The sequence below is a fragment of the Brevibacillus massiliensis genome (genome assembly GCF_000311785.1).
Lineage (GTDB): Bacteria > Bacillota > Bacilli > Brevibacillales > Brevibacillaceae > Brevibacillus_C > Brevibacillus_C massiliensis.
Genome location: NZ_HE978543.1, coordinates 194,702 through 211,335, shown reverse-complemented (window position 1 = coordinate 211,335; position 16,634 = coordinate 194,702). Strand labels below are relative to the sequence as shown.

Genomic DNA, 16,634 nt, shown 5'->3' with positions numbered 1-16,634 from the left:
GATGAAAACTACAATCGCCGTTCTTGGCGTTGGCTTGATCGGCGGGTCGGTGGCTCTGGCGCTGAAAGAAAATCCCGATTTCCGTCTGATCGGCTTTGACGTTCGCCAGGATTACCTGGACAAAGCACTGACGGGCGGCGTCATCCATGCCGGAACGACGGATTTGCAGACGGCGGTGCGAGACGCGGATGTCATCATCATAGCGGCACCTGTTGAACAGATATACAGGCTGATTGACAGGCTGGTCGAATTAGAGCTGAAAGCAGGGGCGATCGTAACGGACGTCGGCAGTACGAAGAGCAAGGTGGTCCGCTATGCACAAGCCCTGACCGACAAACAGATCACTTTTATCGGCGGCCATCCAATGGCCGGCTCGCACAAATCAGGGGTCGAGGCAGCATCCGAGCGCTTGTTTGAAAATGCGTTTTACGTTTTGACCCCAGGTGCCGATGTCCCGGCCCATGAGGTAGAGCGGCTGGCGCATATCCTGTCTTACACCCGGGCGAAGGTGGTCGTAATGGACCCCGCCGAACACGATCAAGTGGTTGGAGCGGTCAGTCACTTCCCCCATATCATAGCTTCCGCGCTGGTAAACCAGGTCTCCCGGTACAATGAGGGCAACGACTGGTACTACCGCCTGGCTGCCGGGGGATTCCGCGACATAACGCGGATCGCATCCAGCAATCCGCGGATGTGGCGGGACATATTGCTGAACAATCGCGATCATCTGCTCAAAATCGCTGCGGACTGGCGGGCGGAATTGGATCGCATCATGAGGTTGGTGGAGGCCGGAGAAGCGGAAGAGATCGAAAACTTTTTCCGCAGCGCGCGCGATTTCCGGGACCAACTGCCGGAGCGCAAGAAAGGTGCCCTGCCGCCGCTCTACGATCTTTATCTGGACATCCCCGACCACCCCGGAGAGATCGGCAGGATTACCACTCTGCTCGGGGCAAAACAGATCAGCATTACCAACATCGAGATCTTGGAGACGCGCGAAGATATCTTCGGGGTGCTGAAAATCACCTTCCGCAGCGAGGCGGAAATGGAAAAAGGGGAAGAACTGCTTCACTTCTTTGACTACAATGTGTATCGCAGAGGATGAAGCAGGCCTTTTTTAACACAGAGAAGAGGAGTGGGAGCGTGCTGCGTGTACAGAAGGCAGACAAGATAGAAGGAACCGTCAGGGTGCCGGGGGACAAGTCCATCTCCCACCGGGCGGTCATGTTTGGCGCACTCGCTGAGGGAACGACACAGATCAGCGGTTTTTTGGCGGGCGCCGACTGTTTAAGCACCATTGACTGCTTCCGGCGGATGGGAATTGACATCGTGCAATCCGGCGATCAGGTGACTGTTCACGGAAAAGGCTGGTGGGGGTTGGAAGAACCGGAGCGAAAACTGGACGTCGGCAACTCCGGTACGACGATTCGCTTACTCACGGGGATTTTGTCCACTCAGCCCTTCCACACGGTGATCGAGGGAGACGAATCGATCGCCAAGCGTCCAATGCGCCGGGTCGTCGGTCCGCTCCGCGAAATGGGGGCGAAAATCGACGGCCGCAAGAATGGCGAGTTCACGCCTTTATCGATCCGCGGCCAAGAATTGACGGGGATTCACTACCAGTCTCCAGTGGCTAGCGCCCAGATCAAGTCGGCCATTCTGCTGGCGGGACTGCAGGCAAAGGGAACGACCACCGTAGAAGAACCCCACACCTCAAGGGACCATACAGAGCGGATGCTGCGGGCTTTTGGGGTCGAGGTCAAGACAGAAGGCACGCGGGTTTCCGTGAGCGGCGGGCAGACCCTGAAGGGCCGGGCCATTACCGTACCTGGTGACATTTCTTCCGCTGCTTTCCTGATTGCGGCTGTGATGATGGTTCCCGGCAGTTCACTGGTGATCGAACAGGTAGGGATCAATCCGACGCGCACCGGGATCATCGATGTGGTGAAGGCGATGGGCGGCCGGATCGAGATCGTAGGCGAACGCGTCTTGAACGAAGAGCCGGTGGCTGATTTGCATGTGTATCACTCCCAGCTGAGCGGCACCGTGATCGAGGGAGATCTGATCCCCAGGTTGATTGACGAAATTCCCGTCATCGCTGTGATGGCGACGCAGGCGAGCGGACAGACGATCATCCGTGACGCGGCCGAGCTGAAGGTAAAAGAGACGGACCGCATCGCTACGGTTGTAAGCCAGTTGACGAAGTTTGGGGCGAAGGTGACGCCCACAGAGGACGGCATGGTGATCGAAGGAAACACGAAATTGACGGGTGCGGCCATCGACAGCATGGGAGACCACCGCATCGGCATGGCGATGGCCATTGCCGGGTTGGCAGCCGAGGGAGAGACGACGGTTGCCAATGCGGAAGCGATTAACGTCTCCTTTCCGGGCTTTGCCGAGTTGTTGGCTTCGATCAGCAAACCTGCCCATTCGTAGTCGTCGTGAAAAACCAAAAAGAGTGAGAAGCGGAACAGCCCGTTTTTCACTCTTTTGTTTTTGAGACTGGCCCGCAGAAAAATACGGGCAAAAATGAAAAAATTGTTTGACAAGCGTAGAAAGATGGATATAATTTAAATTACAGTATGGTTTCTCTCCACTCCTATCCAAATATTACAAAAGCACGGTTGTGCTACCGCCGATTGAATGCGCTTTCAAGCGTTTCGGCGGTCTTTTTCATTCTGGAAGCAGTACAGCACAGACGTGAGAGAAAACGCTTTTTTTTCGTTCTGCGTGTCTTTTTGTCCCACCGTCTTCATAAGTTTTTACTGAAGAAGGGAGGGACAAGCATGGGTACCAAACCCCTGATCATTCGAGGTGGAACACTTGTTACCGGATTTGGAACGAAAGAAGCGGATATCTGGATCGAGCAAGGACAGATTCGCCGCGTCGCCAAGGACAGGCTCAAAAAACGGACGGACCATGGCAAGACGGAGGTCTTCGATGCGACCGGTTACTACGTACTGCCCGGGTTCATCTCGCTTCCCAGAATGGGAGCCGGCCGCTTTTTGCCCCTGGAGGAATACCGGCGGCAGCTCGCCTCTCTCATCAGGCGGGGAACCACCTGCTTTATCGATACAATCCGCGTTGAGTCGTGGATGGATGAAGCACAGGTCGTGTACCAGCTTGCTCGCCACTACAACAGTCCGATCGATTATTCCGTGCGCCTGCAGCTTACGGCGGATGCTTTTACAGCAGACACGCTGCGTCGCCTGCGAAGCAGGGGCTTTTTTCTGTATGAGGTGACGCTCCGCTCGGTGCGTGAAGCTGCCGAGATCAATTGGGATTCGCTCTATCCGTCGATCAGCCAGAGCCGACTTGCGGTTCACCTGCACATACCGGAAGAAGCGGCGCTGTCCGTTCGGGAGCGCAGCGAGCTCATACGCCTCTGGACAGTTGCCTGTTTATATGGGAAAGTAAGGACGTGCATCAAGGGAGCCGAGCCGCTTCAGGATGAATTTCAGGATGTGTTCTATCGAATCGCACAGCTCTCCAACGTGCAGGAGATGAGAGAGCTGGACCGTCTGCTTCAGGACTGGTACTCATTCCTTCCGGCGATATGTCCGGCGGACGATTGGAGCTTCCCAACTGGAAAAGGAGCGCGTTCTCCGGCGGAGCTCTTAAGCTTGCTCGTCCGAATGTCGTCGACAAATATCGCCAAGGCCTTTGGCTGCTATCCGCAAAAAGGGTGCCTTGCAGCCGGGGCTGACGCGGATCTTATTCTGATCGAAAAAGATAAGTGGTTGACAAATTTTTCAACTGGAACTATTCTAAAATTTGATGAACACTGTTTTCCAACATATGTCATGTCAAAAGGAAAATGGTTGTACCAACTCGGAAAATACACTGATGCGGTTGGAACAGGAAACTACTTGCAGAAATTGTCCTTATATAAATTTTCCATTTGACCCCGATTCTGGGGGTTTTTTCATGGAGGATTTCGTCGAAAAAAAGAGAAAAAAAGGGATTGTACTACTGCGCAACTTTTGGCAACCTCAGCGGTCTAAGATGATAGAAATGGCGCTGGGGTTTCGGAATCGCTAAGGGGGGTAAACCTGTTAATGACCGACTCCCAGTTAATTCGTGAAATTAAAGAAGGCAACCTCGAACTTTATGCAGAATTAATCCGACGCTATGAAAAGAAAATACTAGCATTCGTTTTACATATGCTAAGGCAAGCCAACTTGGAACATATGTCCGAAGACATTTGTCAGGAGACTTTCTATAAAGCGTATCGGAGTATCCATTCCTTCCGGGACGAAGAGGCGACATTTTCAACATGGCTTTACACGATTGCCCGCAATACTGTATTGAGTGAACTGCGTAAAAGCCGAAATGCAGAAGTATACCTGGAAGATACCATGCAGGTTCCGATTGCCTCTTTTGAGCGCCTGCCAGAACAGCAGCTTTTGCGGACGGAGCGGGAATTACTGGTGCGTCGAGCAATCAACAATCTCCCGGAAAAACAGCGGTCTGCACTTATTTTGCGCGAGTACGAGCAGATGGACTACAGCGAGATTGCCACGATACTCGACCTGACCGTCAGTTCCGTAAAATCCTTGTTGTTTCGAGCTCGTCAAAGTATTAAAAGCCAATTGGAGTCCTACATGATGGAACCGTATTTGGAAGAAGCCGAAGGGATGAATAAACGATGAAATGTCAAGAAGCCCGTGAAAAGCTAACGGAATACACGGATCATTTGCTGCCGGAGGTGACGCGGCGCCGAATCGATCAACACCTGGCCGAATGCGACTCCTGCCGGTCTGAATTCCGCGTTTGGGCGGAAAGCGGAAGGTGGATTCAGGCCGACAAGCAGCAGTACGCCAACGTAAAGCCGTCGAGGTCGATCGTCGACGCCGTCATGGCCCGGATCATGTCCGAAGAAAAGTGGGCCATTCCCATTGGCCGGAAAGTGTTTACGCTGACGGCGAGGATGCGGCGGATCGGTGCCAGCGTGGCCATACTTTTGCTGACGTTATCCGTGTTTTCCCTCTATAACAACACCTCGGACAAACCGATCGCGGCAGGTTCGCTCGTGCCGTCCAAGCCTGAGGTGATTGCAGCTGCCAACGAGACGACACAGGGCCTGGTGAAGTTCTCTTCAGGCGCGGAGACTACGAGCAAGCAAGAAGTGGCCGCCACCGACAAGTTTGTCTACAACGCGGATTTTGAAACGGGTGTGGGGCCAAACTATGGACTGATTCTAGGCATCTTTGGTATACTTATAACCGTTATCGGATTGAGCTGGATGACGAGAGCTTAGGAAAAGGCAAGACCGTCTTGGGACGGTCTTTTTTCTGCTTTGCCCAAAACGAGCGGACCAAATGGAGAAGAGGTGCGAGCACATGACAAAACAGTGGTTTTACGTGATAGATGAAGCGGTCAAAAAGGTGACAGAAGGGGAAGTGGAATTGGGATTGGCTGCACTGAGGAAAGTGCAGGAGCACGGCTGGGCGCTGCCGGAAGTGATGCTCTACCTGGCGGATGTCTGGTATCAGTTGGGCCACTTAAACGAGTCATCGGGACTGCTGCACGAGATCATGAGGCGGCATCCGGATCTGGACGTAGAAACCAGGCAGGAGTGCGAACTCCTCTTGGCCGAAGTGGCTCTTGACGAGAGCGACTACGAACAGGCGGAGACGCTTTTGTACAAGGTAAAAGACGAAGGGTATGAGGGGAGCCGGTTGAACGTCCTGCTGGCCGATTTGTTCTCCTTGCAGGGGCTGGATGAAGTGGCGGTCAAATACCTGGCTTTGGCGCAGCAGCAGGAGCCAGAGAATCAGGAACTGAAGGCAGCGCTGGGGGACATGTACATCCGCCTCGCCAGGTTTGAGGAGGCAAAGGAGCTGCTCGGCGGGCTTGACCGTCACAACTTGTCACACTTGCTGGTCACTGCCCGGCTGTATGCGCAAAACGGGCAGTTTGAACAAGCCTACGGGGCCTATCAGAATGCGGCGGCGATTGAGCCGGCGGCGGAAGCGCTCTTCGGCTGCGGGATGATGGCCTTTCACCTCGGGCTGCTGACGGAAGCAAAAGAGTATGTCGAGGCACTGCTCGCTGTTGACGAGGAGTATATGACGGCCTATCCGCTGCTGGCCGATATTCTGCAGGCGCTGGGCAAGACGGACGGGGCGATTGAAGCGTTGGAACGCTATGTGGAGCTGTCGGGATTCGATACGTCCCAGGTCCGCCGGTTGACCGCGCTGCTCCAGCAGACAGGGCGTCAGGAGCAGGCAAAAGAGTATCAAAAGCTGTTGGAGCAATGGTACGGCGAGGATGAAGAATAGCGGCTGATCAGGTAAAAATGGACGGGGAGTTGCACAAAGCAGCTCCCCGTCTGTTTTAGTTTTCCTCATCTTGGCAAAAATGAGAGTAACGTATCGAAGATAGAAAGGGATTTTGCGATGAATCTGGCAGAGATCCTCGTCTTTACCGACATCAAGCAGCTTCACCAAATCGCCGGGTACTACAGATGCGAGTGCAACCTGAACTCCAAGAATGACCTGATCACCACTTTGCTGGTCAATTTGCGCCACAGGCAAACGATCCGGACGGAGCTGGAGCGGCTCACGGAAGTGGAAAAACATTTTCTGCTGCTGCTGTTTTTAGACAAGCGGAGCTTGTTCACCCTGGAAGATTTGCTCGCGAAAGCCGGCATTGCCCTCGACTGTTCAGAGGAAAAGACGGAAGAGAAGGCCCGGAAGTACGTCGCCCTGGCGCTGACGCGCGGCTGGCTGTTTCCCGCCAAGGGAAAGACCGTCGGACAGTTCCAGGTGCCCCGGGACATCCGTGAGCCCTATCTCTCAGCCTGGCTGGAACAGCAGGAGTTGAGGCGGCTGCAAGAGGCCCCGGCTGTTTATCGCGATGAAGGAACGGCTCTGTGCGACGATATCTATCAGTTCCTGCGCTTCCTCGCCCAGGAACCGGTCCCGCTGACGTCAGACGGGGGGATGTACAAGCGTTATCAGACGCAGCTGCTGCGATTTCTCAGCGTGGAGGAAAAGCCGGTGGCGGGGGAAAAGTGGCGGTTTGGCTACGGACTTCACTTTGATCTTTACCCTGACCGCTTCTCCCTGTTGTACGACTTTTGCTTTTACCAGCGCTGGATTGAAGAAGGAAAAATGCAGGTGGAATTGACCGACCGGGGACAGGAGATGTTGGCACAGCCGTACACCGACAAGACTTATCACGAGCTGATCCGCTTCTGGATTCGCCTCTACAAGCGGGCCATCCCCAACTTGCCCATGCTGGTTCAACTGATTCCCCTGATGGCCGGATCGGAGTGGGTCGCTCACGCGGAAATCGAACAGTCTTTGCTCAAGTGGCTGAAACCTTTTTATTATGATGACCCGGCCAGCATATTGTCCAACCGGCTGCTCAAGATGATGGTTCATTTGGGATTGTTGAAGGCGGGACAGGCGGAGGGGGGCGAGTGGTATTACAGCACCACTTACGCGTGTCAGACCTGGCTCAAAGAGTATAACGGTTTTACGGAAACGACGATTTTGTTGAAATGAGGGATGGAAATGGACAGGCCTAACTACCTGCAGCAAAACATGGTTGCCGAACTGTTGTCGGAGATGGTGATCGACGAGCAAGTCCGGCTGTTTCGGAAGCGGACGCTCTATCGCGAGATCGACGAAGCGCTGGAACTGAAAAACAAAGAGCGGTTTCTGTGCCTGACGAACGAACTGAAAGAGATTATGGCGTACGAACAAGCGGGAATCGGCTGATTGTCAGACCGGGGTAATCGTGGTAAGCTAAACGACAGATTCCCTGGGAAGGAGCCGGTTCTACATGCAGTGGTCAACAGAAGAATTACATAATTGGGAGGAGTTGCAGCCTTATGTGGACACTGCACTGCTCCCTGTTTATTTGTACGGAGGCAATGTTTCACTGCCTGAACACGTCAAGCGCATGTCGTACCTGTCGCGTTTGGCGATCGCCGTGGAACAGCGGCTGCGGGGCAGGGTACTGCTGTTTCCGCTGTCGTATCAAATCGGCCGGGAGAAGGCCTGTACAGCTTTGCCGCCGGAATTTCCTTACGTCTTTTTGCTCCGCTTTGCGGGTCATGAGCTGGAGCTTGCTGCCGATTCCGCGGGACAGAAAGCGAGAACGTTTCAAATCGGCACGGACGAACTTGAGTCGGAACTGCGATTTGACATCACCGTTGACGTGCTGCATCAAGAGATTGTGAATTCGTGGCAGGGCAAATAGAACAGCCTCTCCGCCAAAAAAGCGATAGAGGCCCCTTTTGTTGGTTATACTACAGACATGCTGGAAACGTGTATTTTTGACAAAATCTCAACAATCTCATTTTCGCTTCCCTTTAAGCCCTTGACTTGCCAATGGACATTCTTGACATCTAAAAAGTGGTTAGCTATTATTGGGTTTGACCTAGTCTATGTATATGTATGTAGGAACATTCGTTGCGTAATTCTACAGGATAAGGAGGGAAAAGGATGAGCGAAAAACAGGAAATTTCCAGACGTACGTTTTTAAACTATGCTCTGATGGGCACTGGCGGTTTCCTTGCTGCTGGTATGATCACACCTATGATCCGGTTTGCGATTGACCCGATGCTGAAAGCGGCTGGTGGAGGAGATAAAGTAGCGGTAGGAAGCGTAGATGAGTTTGGTCCTGAGCCAAAAAGCGTTTCATTCAAGGTGCATACAAAGGACGGCTGGTACGAAACGGAATCTACTCTGACTGCGTGGATCACAAAGGACGCAAATGGAGAGATTTTGGCCCTGTCGCCGATATGCAAGCACCTGGGCTGTACCGTCAACTGGAATGGGAGCCCGGACTTTCCCAATGAGTACTTCTGCCCTTGCCACTTCGGGCGCTACTCCGCCAAGGGGGAGCATATCCTCGGGACACCGCCGATGGCATCGCTTGACGAGTATGAGACAGAGGTTAAAGACGGAAAACTGTACTTAGGTCAAATCAAACCAAATCCTCGACCGGGGGTGAGCGGCTAAGATGATACAAAAAATGTATGACTGGGTAGATGAACGGCTCAATATCACTCCGATGTGGCGGGATCTGGCCGATCACGAGGTGCCTGAGCACGTAAACCCGGCTCACCATTTTTCTGCGTTTGTCTATTGTTTTGGTGGACTTACGTTTTTTATTACTGTTATTCAAATTTTGTCTGGAATGTTCTTGACGATGTACTACGTTCCGGACATCATCAACGCGTATGAATCTGTCAACTACCTGCAAAATCAGGTAGCGTTCGGGACCATTGTGCGCGGGATGCACCACTGGGGTGCCAGCCTCGTCATCGTGATGATGTTTTTGCACACGCTTCGCGTATTTTTCACCGGTTCTTACAAGAAGCCGCGGGAAATGAACTGGGTTGTCGGCATGCTGATTTTCTTCGTCATGCTTGGTCTGGGCTTCACCGGTTACCTGCTCCCTTGGGATAACAAGGCGTACTTCGCTACCAAGGTAGGGATGCAGATCGCGGACACGGTTCCGATCATTGGGCCTTACGCCAAGACGCTGCTGCAAGGCGGATCGATCGTAGGGGCGCAAACGCTTGCACGTTTCTTTGCGATCCACGTCTTCTTCCTGCCGGCTGCGCTGTTGGCCTTGCTGGGCGGACACTTTATCATGATCCGTGCGCAGGGTATCTCCGGTCCACTATGATGTCTTCGACAATAAGGAGGAAATAGCATGGCAAAACATGAAAAAGATGCTACCTTCGTCGGAGATTCGCGGATCCGGGCGAAGCGCATCCCTAATATTGCTCCATCTTACTCTGAGTACCCGGGAAAGTCGGAGCCGTTTTGGCCGAACTTCCTGCTCAAGGAGTGGATGGTGGCAGCCGTCTGTTTGCTAGGATTTCTCGTACTTACTGTATCGGCAGCACCCGAATTGACAGGGAAAGCAAACCCGAACAACACTTCCTTTATTCCGGTGCCCGACTGGTACTTCCTGTTTCTTTATCAAATGCTGAAATACCCTTGGGCAGCGGGCGATTGGGTCGTCCTCGGAACTGTGATTATCCCGGGACTTGCTTTTGGCGCCTTGATTCTTGCTCCTTGGCTTGACAGAGGGAAAGAGCGCCGTGCGTTCCGTCGTCCGGTCGCTACCTGGATCATGCTGGTTACCCTCGTCGGGGTGTTTTATCTGACCTGGGCTGCAAACGAAGAGCATGAGAAGAGCCTTGCGAGCAATGGCGGAGGCGGAGGCGGAGCGGGTGCTCCGGCGGCGGCTGCAGACCCCAACTTCAAGGCTGGGGAGTTGTGGGCTGCACAGCAAAACTGCCAAAACTGCCACGGCGTCAACATGGAAGGCAGCGCAGCTGCACCCAATCTGCAAAAGGTTGGCGCTGAGCTGAATGCCGATCAGATTGCTGACATCATCAAGAACGGCAAAGACGGAAAAATGCCTCCTGGCATGTTCCAAGGCAGTGATGAAGAACTGACAAAGCTTGCTGAGTATCTGGCAAGTTTAAAATAGGCTCGTACAATGAAAAAGCTGGCTGACACCTCGGTCAGCTTTTCCCTTTCATACGTGTACCCGATGACGGCAAAGGTCTTGACAAGTAGACAGCATAATGGATCAAGTCGAGAGACAATTGAGGTGAAGTGGATGTGGGAGTGGTTTTTGGGGATATTGGCAAAGAGATGGTTTCTCTGGATGCTGTTTGTGATCAACCTGTTGGGAACGATATACGGTTTTATCTGGTATGGTGACCAGTTGGCGGATACGAAGCCCTTTTTGCGAATATTTGTTCCGGACAGTCCGACGGGAAGCGGTCTCTTTACGCTGGTTCTGCTGACGTTTTTGCTGGGTCGGCACATTCCGATCCTGGAAGCGTTGGCGGGGATTACGAATTTCAAGTATGGCGTATGGGCAGTCAGCATCATCATTGCCGGTTGGTTCATGGGAAATCAGGTCCACTGGCAGGACATCATGCTGCTCGTGTCCCATACCGGAATGGCTGTGGAATCGGCGCTGTATGCCCGGTTTTACAAATTGAGCTGGCTGCCGGTCGGATTCGCCGCATTGTGGACATTAAATAATGACTTTATTGATTATCTGATGAACACCCATCCATGGCTCCCTGACGTACTTGTGCCGTACACGGGAATAATTGGTCTGTTCACCGTAGTGCTTAGTCTTATCTCGATTACGTTGATCTGGTATCTGAATGTGAGACAGCCCAGAATCGAGGTCTAATCTTGTCCTCCTCTCCATAGTCTGTACTATGGGAAAGGAGGTTTTTTTTTGCGAAAGAAGAGTACGAAAATCCTGTTTTTGCTGTGCCTGGCAGGATTTTTACTTGCCTGGCCGATCAGTTACTTTTTCGCAAAGCTGGAGAAACCGACAGAAGAAGCCAACCTCACCCAACTGGACCGCACGGCACAGGAATTCCTTTCGCTCACCATGAAAGGGGATCTGGAAAACGCTCGCTTGCGGGTGATCCGTCTGGCAGAGATGTTTCCCAGCAAGGCCATGCCGCTTGCGATCCGGATTGAAAGTTTAAACGCGGTGACGCAATCGATATTGGCTGCAAAAAAGGAGTTCGCTTCGCCAAAGCAAAGTGAGGAGGTGTTGATCTGGCACGCCACCCGGGTGCGAGTCGCCATCGATGCTCTCGGTCATGCCAGTCAACCGATGTGGCGAAATTACTTTGATTCCTATGCCGGCCAGATGCAGCAGCTGATGCACGCGTCCGTCGAACGGGATGCCGACTCCTTTCGCCAGCAGTTTGAAGAGAATTATCGCCTCTTTTTGGTGATCCGGCCGGCGATGAGCGTGCAGTTAAAAGAGTCGCTGATGGAAAAAATAGATTCCTCCTACGAACTGCTTAACCGGGAAATTCGCAACACAAAGCCCGACTGGCAAATCGCCCGGGATGCGCTGCGCGAGCTGAACAGCTCGATGCAGGAGGCGTTTTTTGGCGAGGATAGAAGCGCGCTGGCACGTTTTTCGTCGCCAAACTCCCCGCTGCTCCTGATCCTTGCGGTCGCGGGAGTACTTACCATAACACTAGGTTATGTCGCCTGGAGAAAGTATCTCGCAGAGCAAGAGCGGTTCGTTTCATGACAAAAGACCCTGCCTATGATTCAGGCAGGGTCTTGCCGTGTATGTATGGCTCTAATCACGCAGGGGCTGTTTGTTCTCGTCAAGCGTGAATCCTTCTCCCAACACTTCGTGGACGTCGCTGACGATGACGAATGCGTGGGGGTCGGCTTCTTTGATGATGTTTTTGATTTGCACGACTTCATTTCGGCCGACTACGCAGTAGACGACTTCTTTTTCCGTACCGGAATACGCTCCTTTTCCGGTAAGGATCGTTACGCCGCGGCCGAGTGAAAGGATCTGTTGGGCGATCGTTCGCGGGTATTCCGAGATGATCGTCAGAGCTTTGCCGGAGGTCAGACCGTCCTGGAAGAAGTCGACGACCCGCGCCGCGATGAACACGGCTACGAGCGTATACATCGCGCTCTCGACGCTGAGGTAGATCAGGGAGGCGCCGATGACCAGCATGTCACCCAAAAACAAGGTGCGGCCGATGCTGATTCCGTAGTATCGGTTGAGCATCCGGGCGATGATGTCAACCCCGCCGGTTGTCCCGCCGTACCGGAAAATGATCCCCAGACCGGCTCCCACCGTCACCCCGGCATAGAGTGCCCCAAGGAGTGTATCGGACAGGGCGTGATAGTGGAGCACGGCAGCAAACAGCGAGAGGAAGAGAGACAATGAGACAGTTCCGATCATGGTGTAAAGAAAAGCGGTTCGCCCCAGCACCTTCCAGCCGATGAAAAAGAGCGGGATATTCAGTGCGAAGTAAACGATCCCCTGATCAAGCTGGGGGATCAGCAGTTTGATGATGATGCTGATCCCGGTGATGCCGCCTTCAGCCAGATGGTTCGGTATGTTGAAGGCGTTGATGCCGAATCCCATAATAGCCGTACCCACAACGATGGCAATGACACTTTTCACCTTGACATTCATGATCGCGTCTCTCCTTGCAAATGACTACCTCGCCATTATGCCATTATAATGAAGCTTTTTTGCCTTGTCCAATATATGATACACTAAATGCGGTAAAGAATTTGGCAAAATGAGCTTCATTCCGTTACGATACTGGTAAGAAGGGTGTGTCGGAGCCAAGATGGAACAGAGAAAAACGCTGCAGCAGATTCAACAGGAAGTGGATGATTACATCTCGCAATTTAAAGAGGGCTACTTTTCGCCGCTTGCGATGATGGCCCGGATGACCGAGGAGGTCGGGGAACTGGCGAGAGAAATCAACCACTACTACGGTGAAAAACCGAAAAAACAAGAGGAAGGCGAAAAGACGATCGAAGAGGAACTGGGTGATGTCTTCTTCATCGTGCTGTGCTTCGCCAATTCTTTAGGAATCAGCCTGGAAGAGGCCTTTCATCGCATTATGCACAAATTCTACACAAGAGATAAAGACCGCTGGACAAGGATAGAGGAGTAGATGAACATGGATACAAAACAAACGATTAAGGTTGCTGTCGCCGGGGCCAAAGGCAGAATGGGTCAAGAAGTGGTAAAAATGCTGGGAGGCGACAGCGAGCTGTCGTTCGTCGCAGCGATTGACTCCAAACTGGACGGTGTGGACGTAGGGGAAATCATCGGCGGCAAACCGCTTGGCGTGCCGTTCGTCCGTTCATTGGAATCTGCTTTGACTACATATAAACCTGACGTCTTAGTCGATTTTACCACACCTCAAACGGTTTGGGAAAACATGGAGATTGCCTTGCAGCACGGGGTCAGACCGGTCGTCGGCACCACGGGACTTTCCCCTGAGCAGATTGAACTCATGTCGAACACCTGCCGTGAACGGGGAATCGGTGCGATTATCGCGCCCAATTTTGCCATAGGCGCGATTCTCTGCATGAAGTTTGCCCAGGTGGCAGCGAAATACATGCCGCATGTAGAGATCATCGAGCTTCACCACGACCAAAAGCTGGATGCCCCGAGCGGTACGGCCATCAAGACGGCAGAGCTGATCGCCGAGGCGCGCAGAGAACTGCGCCAGGGTCATCCGAGTGAACACGAGTCGATTCCGGGAGCGCGCGGGGCGGAGTATCACGGTTTCCGCATTCACAGCGTGCGCCTGCCGGGTATGGTCGCCCATCAAGAGGTGCTATTTGGTGCCACGGGCCAGACCCTGTCGATCCGCCATGACTCGATCAGTCGGGAGTCCTTCATGCCCGGTGTCAACATGGCGATCAAGGCAGTGATGAACCTGGATCGGCTGGTGTACGGTTTGGAACATCTGTTAGATTAAACACGGGGTGGGGAGTCCATGAAGATTGCTTTAATTGCACATGACCGCAAAAAAGAAGAGATGATCCAGCTGGCCATGGCGTACGAGCCGATTCTGGCAGCTCACGAGCTGTACGCGACCGGCACGACCGGGAGTAAAATAATGGAAAATACAAAACTCAAGGTCACGCGCTTTCTTTCTGGTCCGCTCGGCGGCGATCAGCAGATCGGTGCCATGATCGCTCAAAACGAAATGGACCTGGTGATCTTTCTGCGTGATCCCCTGACGGCACAGCCCCATGAGCCCGACATCATCGCTCTCTTGCGCTTGTGCGATGTGCACCAAATCCCTCTGGCCACCAACCTGGGGACAGCGGAGGTCCTGCTCAAAGAGCTGCAGCGCGGAGGGCTGGCCTGGCGCAATCTCGTTCATGAGGAGCGGTGAGCATGGAATTGGATATTTTGGCAGTAGGCGCTCATCCTGACGATGTGGAGATCGGAGCTGCCGCCACTTTGACGAAAGCGGCCAGACAGGGCAAGCGCGTTGGCATCCTGGATTTGACGTATGCCGAGCTGTCCTCCAACGGTACGGTCGAGACCCGGCAGGAAGAAGCAGCTGCAGCCTCCCGGCTGATGGGACTGCACAGCCGCTTTAATTTTGGGCTGCCCGACCGCGGGTTGGAGGCGGTTCGCGAAGAAGCGATCCGGCGAGTCGTCGACTTAATCCGCCAGACGCGCCCCAAGACGGTGCTGGCGCCGTACTGGCAGGATCGTCACCCGGATCATGAAAGCGTCAGCCGCATCGTCAAAGAGGCGGTCTTCTCCGCGGGAGTTCGCAAGTATACCGGCAGCGAACAGCTGGCAGCGCACCGGCCTGCCCATTTCTATTACTATTTTATCAACAATGTGAGCGGGCCCAGTTTTGTCGTTGACGTAAGTGATGTCTACCAGGAGAAGCTGGCTGTGCTGCGCTGTTATCGAAGCCAGTTTGAACGGGGCAAGGATGGCGTGGAGACGCCGCTCACCAACGGTTATCTGGAGCAAGTAGAAGCTCGTGAGCGCCAGTTCGGCTTTCAGGCGGGAACTCTGTTCGCCGAGGGGTTTGTCAGCCCGAACCCGCCCGTACTGGCGTCCCTGGTATAATGCGACAAACAGACAGAAGCAAATAGGAGAAAGGGGAGGTGCTATTTACATATGAACATCGGGATCACCTGTTACCCGTCGCTGGGCGGATCCGGGGTCGTCGCTACCGAGCTGGGAAAGCTGCTCGCGGACAGGGGGCATACCGTTCATTTCATCACGTCCGGCCTGCCGTTCCGCCTGGGCAATTACCAGCCCAACATTTTTTACCATGAAGTGGAAGTCAATCAGTACGACGTGTTTAAATATCCGCCGTACGATTTGACGCTGGCCAACCGCATGGCCCAGGTGGCCGTAAACGAACAGTTGGATATCCTGCACGTCCACTACGCCGTCCCCCACGCGTTATGCGCCTATTTGGCAAAACAGATGGTGGGAGAATGGCTGAAGATCGTCACGACTCTGCACGGCACCGATATTACCGTGCTGGGTTACGACTCCAGCCTGCGGGAAATGATCCGGTTTGGGATTGAACAGAGCGATCTGGTGACGGCGGTGTCTGCGGATTTGATCGCGGAGACGAAGGAACTGCTGCAGGTAGAGAAGCAGATAGAGCTTGTCTACAACTTTGTAGACAAGCGGCGCTACTTTCCCAAGGACGTCACGATGCACAAGCAGCGGTTTGCTCCAAACGGGGAAAAGCTTCTGATGCACATTTCCAATTTTCGTCCGGTAAAACGGGTGTCCGACGTCATTGAGGTGTTTGATCGGGTCAGCAAGCAGGTTCCGGCCCGGCTGCTGCTCATCGGCGAAGGCCCCGAACAGGCGGCGATCCGGCAAATGGTGGATGAACGCGGACTAAAGCAGCAGGTCTGTTTTTTGGGAAAACAGGAAGACGTAGCAGAAGTAATCTCCCTGGCGGACGTGATGCTGCTGCCGTCGGAAAAAGAGAGCTTCGGCCTGGTCGCGCTGGAGGCGATGGCCTGCGGCGTTCCGGTTGTCGCGACGAGGACCGGGGGCATTCCGGAAGTAGTGACAGACGGAGTCTGCGGCTTTTTGACCGACATCGGCGACGTGGCTGCAATGGCCGAGCGGACGCTGCAATTGCTGCAGGATCATGAGCTCTACGAGGCTTTTTCCCGGGCGAGCATTGAGCGTTCCAACGAGACGTTTTGCCACGATAAAATCGCCAGTCAATACGAAGCGCTGTACCAGCGGCTGCTGTCGCGAAAGGAACTGGGCCGCTAAGATCTCGCTTTGATCGCCTGCACCATTTTGGAGATAAAGATCAACAAGCC

At 53.6% G+C, this 16,634-nt stretch carries 20 protein-coding genes; 19 read left to right on the top strand and 1 reads right to left on the bottom strand.

Annotation, left to right across the window (positions count from 1 at the left end):
* Window position 1 precedes the first annotated feature (1 nt).
* The 14 genes from HGBM_RS17805 to HGBM_RS17735 all read left to right on the top strand — a co-directional run bounded on the left by HGBM_RS17805 (window position 2) and on the right by HGBM_RS17735 (window position 12,057).
* A complete protein-coding gene (locus HGBM_RS17805) occupies window positions 2-1,102 on the top strand; it encodes a prephenate dehydrogenase (RefSeq protein ID WP_019122439.1) in 1,101 nt (366 codons plus the stop codon).
* Window positions 1,103-1,140: 38 nt separating this feature from the next.
* Window positions 1,141-2,433, top strand: a complete 1,293-nt coding sequence (aroA, locus tag HGBM_RS17800) for a 3-phosphoshikimate 1-carboxyvinyltransferase (protein WP_019122438.1) — start codon at window positions 1,141-1,143, stop codon at window positions 2,431-2,433.
* 350 nt (window positions 2,434-2,783) lie between these two features.
* The gene (locus HGBM_RS17795; protein WP_019122437.1) at window positions 2,784-3,902 is read left to right on the top strand and encodes an amidohydrolase family protein; all 1,119 of its coding nucleotides are present in this window, start codon (window positions 2,784-2,786) and stop codon (window positions 3,900-3,902) included.
* 153 nt (window positions 3,903-4,055) lie between these two features.
* Window positions 4,056-4,649, top strand: a complete 594-nt coding sequence (locus tag HGBM_RS17785; RefSeq protein ID WP_019122435.1) for an RNA polymerase sigma factor — start codon at window positions 4,056-4,058, stop codon at window positions 4,647-4,649.
* Entirely contained in the window at window positions 4,646-5,257 is a 612-nt protein-coding gene (locus tag HGBM_RS17780) for a zf-HC2 domain-containing protein (RefSeq protein WP_019122434.1), read from the top strand. Before HGBM_RS17785 ends, HGBM_RS17780 begins: the two co-directional genes overlap by 4 nt.
* Window positions 5,258-5,339: 82 nt before the next feature.
* The gene (locus HGBM_RS17775) at window positions 5,340-6,281 is read left to right on the top strand and encodes a tetratricopeptide repeat protein (RefSeq protein ID WP_019122433.1); all 942 of its coding nucleotides are present in this window, start codon (window positions 5,340-5,342) and stop codon (window positions 6,279-6,281) included.
* A 117-nt stretch (window positions 6,282-6,398) separates the two neighbouring features.
* Window positions 6,399-7,511 (top strand): hypothetical protein, encoded by a 1,113-nt coding sequence (locus tag HGBM_RS17770; protein WP_019122432.1) that lies wholly within the window; start codon window positions 6,399-6,401, stop codon window positions 7,509-7,511.
* 9 nt (window positions 7,512-7,520) lie between these two features.
* Window positions 7,521-7,727, top strand: a complete 207-nt coding sequence (locus tag HGBM_RS17765; protein ID WP_019122431.1) for an IDEAL domain-containing protein — start codon at window positions 7,521-7,523, stop codon at window positions 7,725-7,727.
* A 64-nt stretch (window positions 7,728-7,791) separates the two neighbouring features.
* Complete coding sequence (locus tag HGBM_RS17760; RefSeq protein WP_019122430.1) at window positions 7,792-8,211, top strand: DUF2487 family protein; 420 nt, start codon at window positions 7,792-7,794, stop codon at window positions 8,209-8,211.
* A gap of 245 nt (window positions 8,212-8,456) precedes the next feature.
* Window positions 8,457-8,975 carry a Rieske (2Fe-2S) protein gene (locus tag HGBM_RS17755; RefSeq protein ID WP_019122429.1) on the top strand — a complete coding sequence of 173 codons (519 nt, stop codon included), beginning with the start codon at window positions 8,457-8,459 and terminating at the stop codon, window positions 8,973-8,975.
* Window position 8,976: 1 nt separating this feature from the next.
* Window positions 8,977-9,648: a menaquinol-cytochrome c reductase cytochrome b subunit gene (gene qcrB, locus HGBM_RS17750; RefSeq protein ID WP_019122428.1), complete on the top strand. Its 672-nt coding sequence runs from the start codon at window positions 8,977-8,979 to the stop codon at window positions 9,646-9,648.
* Between the two features lie 27 nt (window positions 9,649-9,675).
* Complete coding sequence (locus tag HGBM_RS17745; protein ID WP_019122427.1) at window positions 9,676-10,464, top strand: menaquinol-cytochrome c reductase cytochrome b/c subunit; 789 nt, start codon at window positions 9,676-9,678, stop codon at window positions 10,462-10,464.
* A gap of 123 nt (window positions 10,465-10,587) precedes the next feature.
* Window positions 10,588-11,187: a DUF1405 domain-containing protein gene (locus HGBM_RS17740; protein ID WP_026074505.1), complete on the top strand. Its 600-nt coding sequence runs from the start codon at window positions 10,588-10,590 to the stop codon at window positions 11,185-11,187.
* Between the two features lie 48 nt (window positions 11,188-11,235).
* A complete protein-coding gene (locus HGBM_RS17735) occupies window positions 11,236-12,057 on the top strand; it encodes a sporulation protein YpjB (protein WP_019122425.1) in 822 nt (273 codons plus the stop codon).
* Between the two features lie 51 nt (window positions 12,058-12,108).
* Here the strand turns inward: HGBM_RS17735 and HGBM_RS17730 are convergent, their stop codons facing one another.
* On the bottom strand, window positions 12,109-12,969 hold the full coding sequence (locus tag HGBM_RS17730; protein WP_019122424.1) for a YitT family protein: 861 nt from the start codon (window positions 12,967-12,969) through the stop codon (window positions 12,109-12,111).
* A gap of 160 nt (window positions 12,970-13,129) precedes the next feature.
* Between HGBM_RS17730 and HGBM_RS17725 the strand changes: the two genes are divergently transcribed.
* The 5 genes from HGBM_RS17725 to bshA are packed head-to-tail and all read left to right on the top strand — an operon-like array spanning window position 13,130 to window position 16,584.
* Entirely contained in the window at window positions 13,130-13,462 is a 333-nt protein-coding gene (locus tag HGBM_RS17725; RefSeq protein WP_019122423.1) for a nucleotide pyrophosphohydrolase, read from the top strand.
* Between the two features lie 6 nt (window positions 13,463-13,468).
* On the top strand, window positions 13,469-14,278 hold the full coding sequence (gene dapB, locus HGBM_RS17720) for a 4-hydroxy-tetrahydrodipicolinate reductase (protein ID WP_019122422.1): 810 nt from the start codon (window positions 13,469-13,471) through the stop codon (window positions 14,276-14,278).
* Between the two features lie 18 nt (window positions 14,279-14,296).
* A complete protein-coding gene (locus HGBM_RS17715) occupies window positions 14,297-14,701 on the top strand; it encodes a methylglyoxal synthase (RefSeq protein WP_019122421.1) in 405 nt (134 codons plus the stop codon).
* Between the two features lie 2 nt (window positions 14,702-14,703).
* Complete coding sequence (bshB1, locus tag HGBM_RS17710; protein ID WP_019122420.1) at window positions 14,704-15,399, top strand: bacillithiol biosynthesis deacetylase BshB1; 696 nt, start codon at window positions 14,704-14,706, stop codon at window positions 15,397-15,399.
* Between the two features lie 51 nt (window positions 15,400-15,450).
* Window positions 15,451-16,584, top strand: coding sequence for an N-acetyl-alpha-D-glucosaminyl L-malate synthase BshA (gene bshA, locus HGBM_RS17705; protein ID WP_019122419.1), 1,134 nt, complete (start codon window positions 15,451-15,453; stop codon window positions 16,582-16,584).
* Window positions 16,585-16,634 lie beyond the last annotated feature (50 nt).

Coding starts and splice junctions, on each gene's coding strand:
- dapB (WP_019122422.1), top strand. CDS start 13,469: ATGGATACAAAACAAACGATTAAGGTTGCTGTCGCCGGGGCCAAAGGC.
- HGBM_RS17795 (WP_019122437.1), top strand. CDS start 2,784: ATGGGTACCAAACCCCTGATCATTCGAGGTGGAACACTTGTTACCGGA.
- HGBM_RS17715 (WP_019122421.1), top strand. CDS start 14,297: ATGAAGATTGCTTTAATTGCACATGACCGCAAAAAAGAAGAGATGATC.
- HGBM_RS17775 (WP_019122433.1), top strand. CDS start 5,340: ATGACAAAACAGTGGTTTTACGTGATAGATGAAGCGGTCAAAAAGGTG.
- HGBM_RS17725 (WP_019122423.1), top strand. CDS start 13,130: ATGGAACAGAGAAAAACGCTGCAGCAGATTCAACAGGAAGTGGATGAT.
- HGBM_RS17765 (WP_019122431.1), top strand. CDS start 7,521: ATGGACAGGCCTAACTACCTGCAGCAAAACATGGTTGCCGAACTGTTG.
- bshB1 (WP_019122420.1), top strand. CDS start 14,704: ATGGAATTGGATATTTTGGCAGTAGGCGCTCATCCTGACGATGTGGAG.
- HGBM_RS17755 (WP_019122429.1), top strand. CDS start 8,457: ATGAGCGAAAAACAGGAAATTTCCAGACGTACGTTTTTAAACTATGCT.
- bshA (WP_019122419.1), top strand. CDS start 15,451: ATGAACATCGGGATCACCTGTTACCCGTCGCTGGGCGGATCCGGGGTC.
- HGBM_RS17805 (WP_019122439.1), top strand. CDS start 2: ATGAAAACTACAATCGCCGTTCTTGGCGTTGGCTTGATCGGCGGGTCG.
- HGBM_RS17730 (WP_019122424.1), bottom strand. CDS start 12,969: ATGAATGTCAAGGTGAAAAGTGTCATTGCCATCGTTGTGGGTACGGCT.
- qcrB (WP_019122428.1), top strand. CDS start 8,977: ATGATACAAAAAATGTATGACTGGGTAGATGAACGGCTCAATATCACT.
- HGBM_RS17785 (WP_019122435.1), top strand. CDS start 4,056: ATGACCGACTCCCAGTTAATTCGTGAAATTAAAGAAGGCAACCTCGAA.
- HGBM_RS17745 (WP_019122427.1), top strand. CDS start 9,676: ATGGCAAAACATGAAAAAGATGCTACCTTCGTCGGAGATTCGCGGATC.
- HGBM_RS17780 (WP_019122434.1), top strand. CDS start 4,646: ATGAAATGTCAAGAAGCCCGTGAAAAGCTAACGGAATACACGGATCAT.
- HGBM_RS17760 (WP_019122430.1), top strand. CDS start 7,792: ATGCAGTGGTCAACAGAAGAATTACATAATTGGGAGGAGTTGCAGCCT.
- HGBM_RS17770 (WP_019122432.1), top strand. CDS start 6,399: ATGAATCTGGCAGAGATCCTCGTCTTTACCGACATCAAGCAGCTTCAC.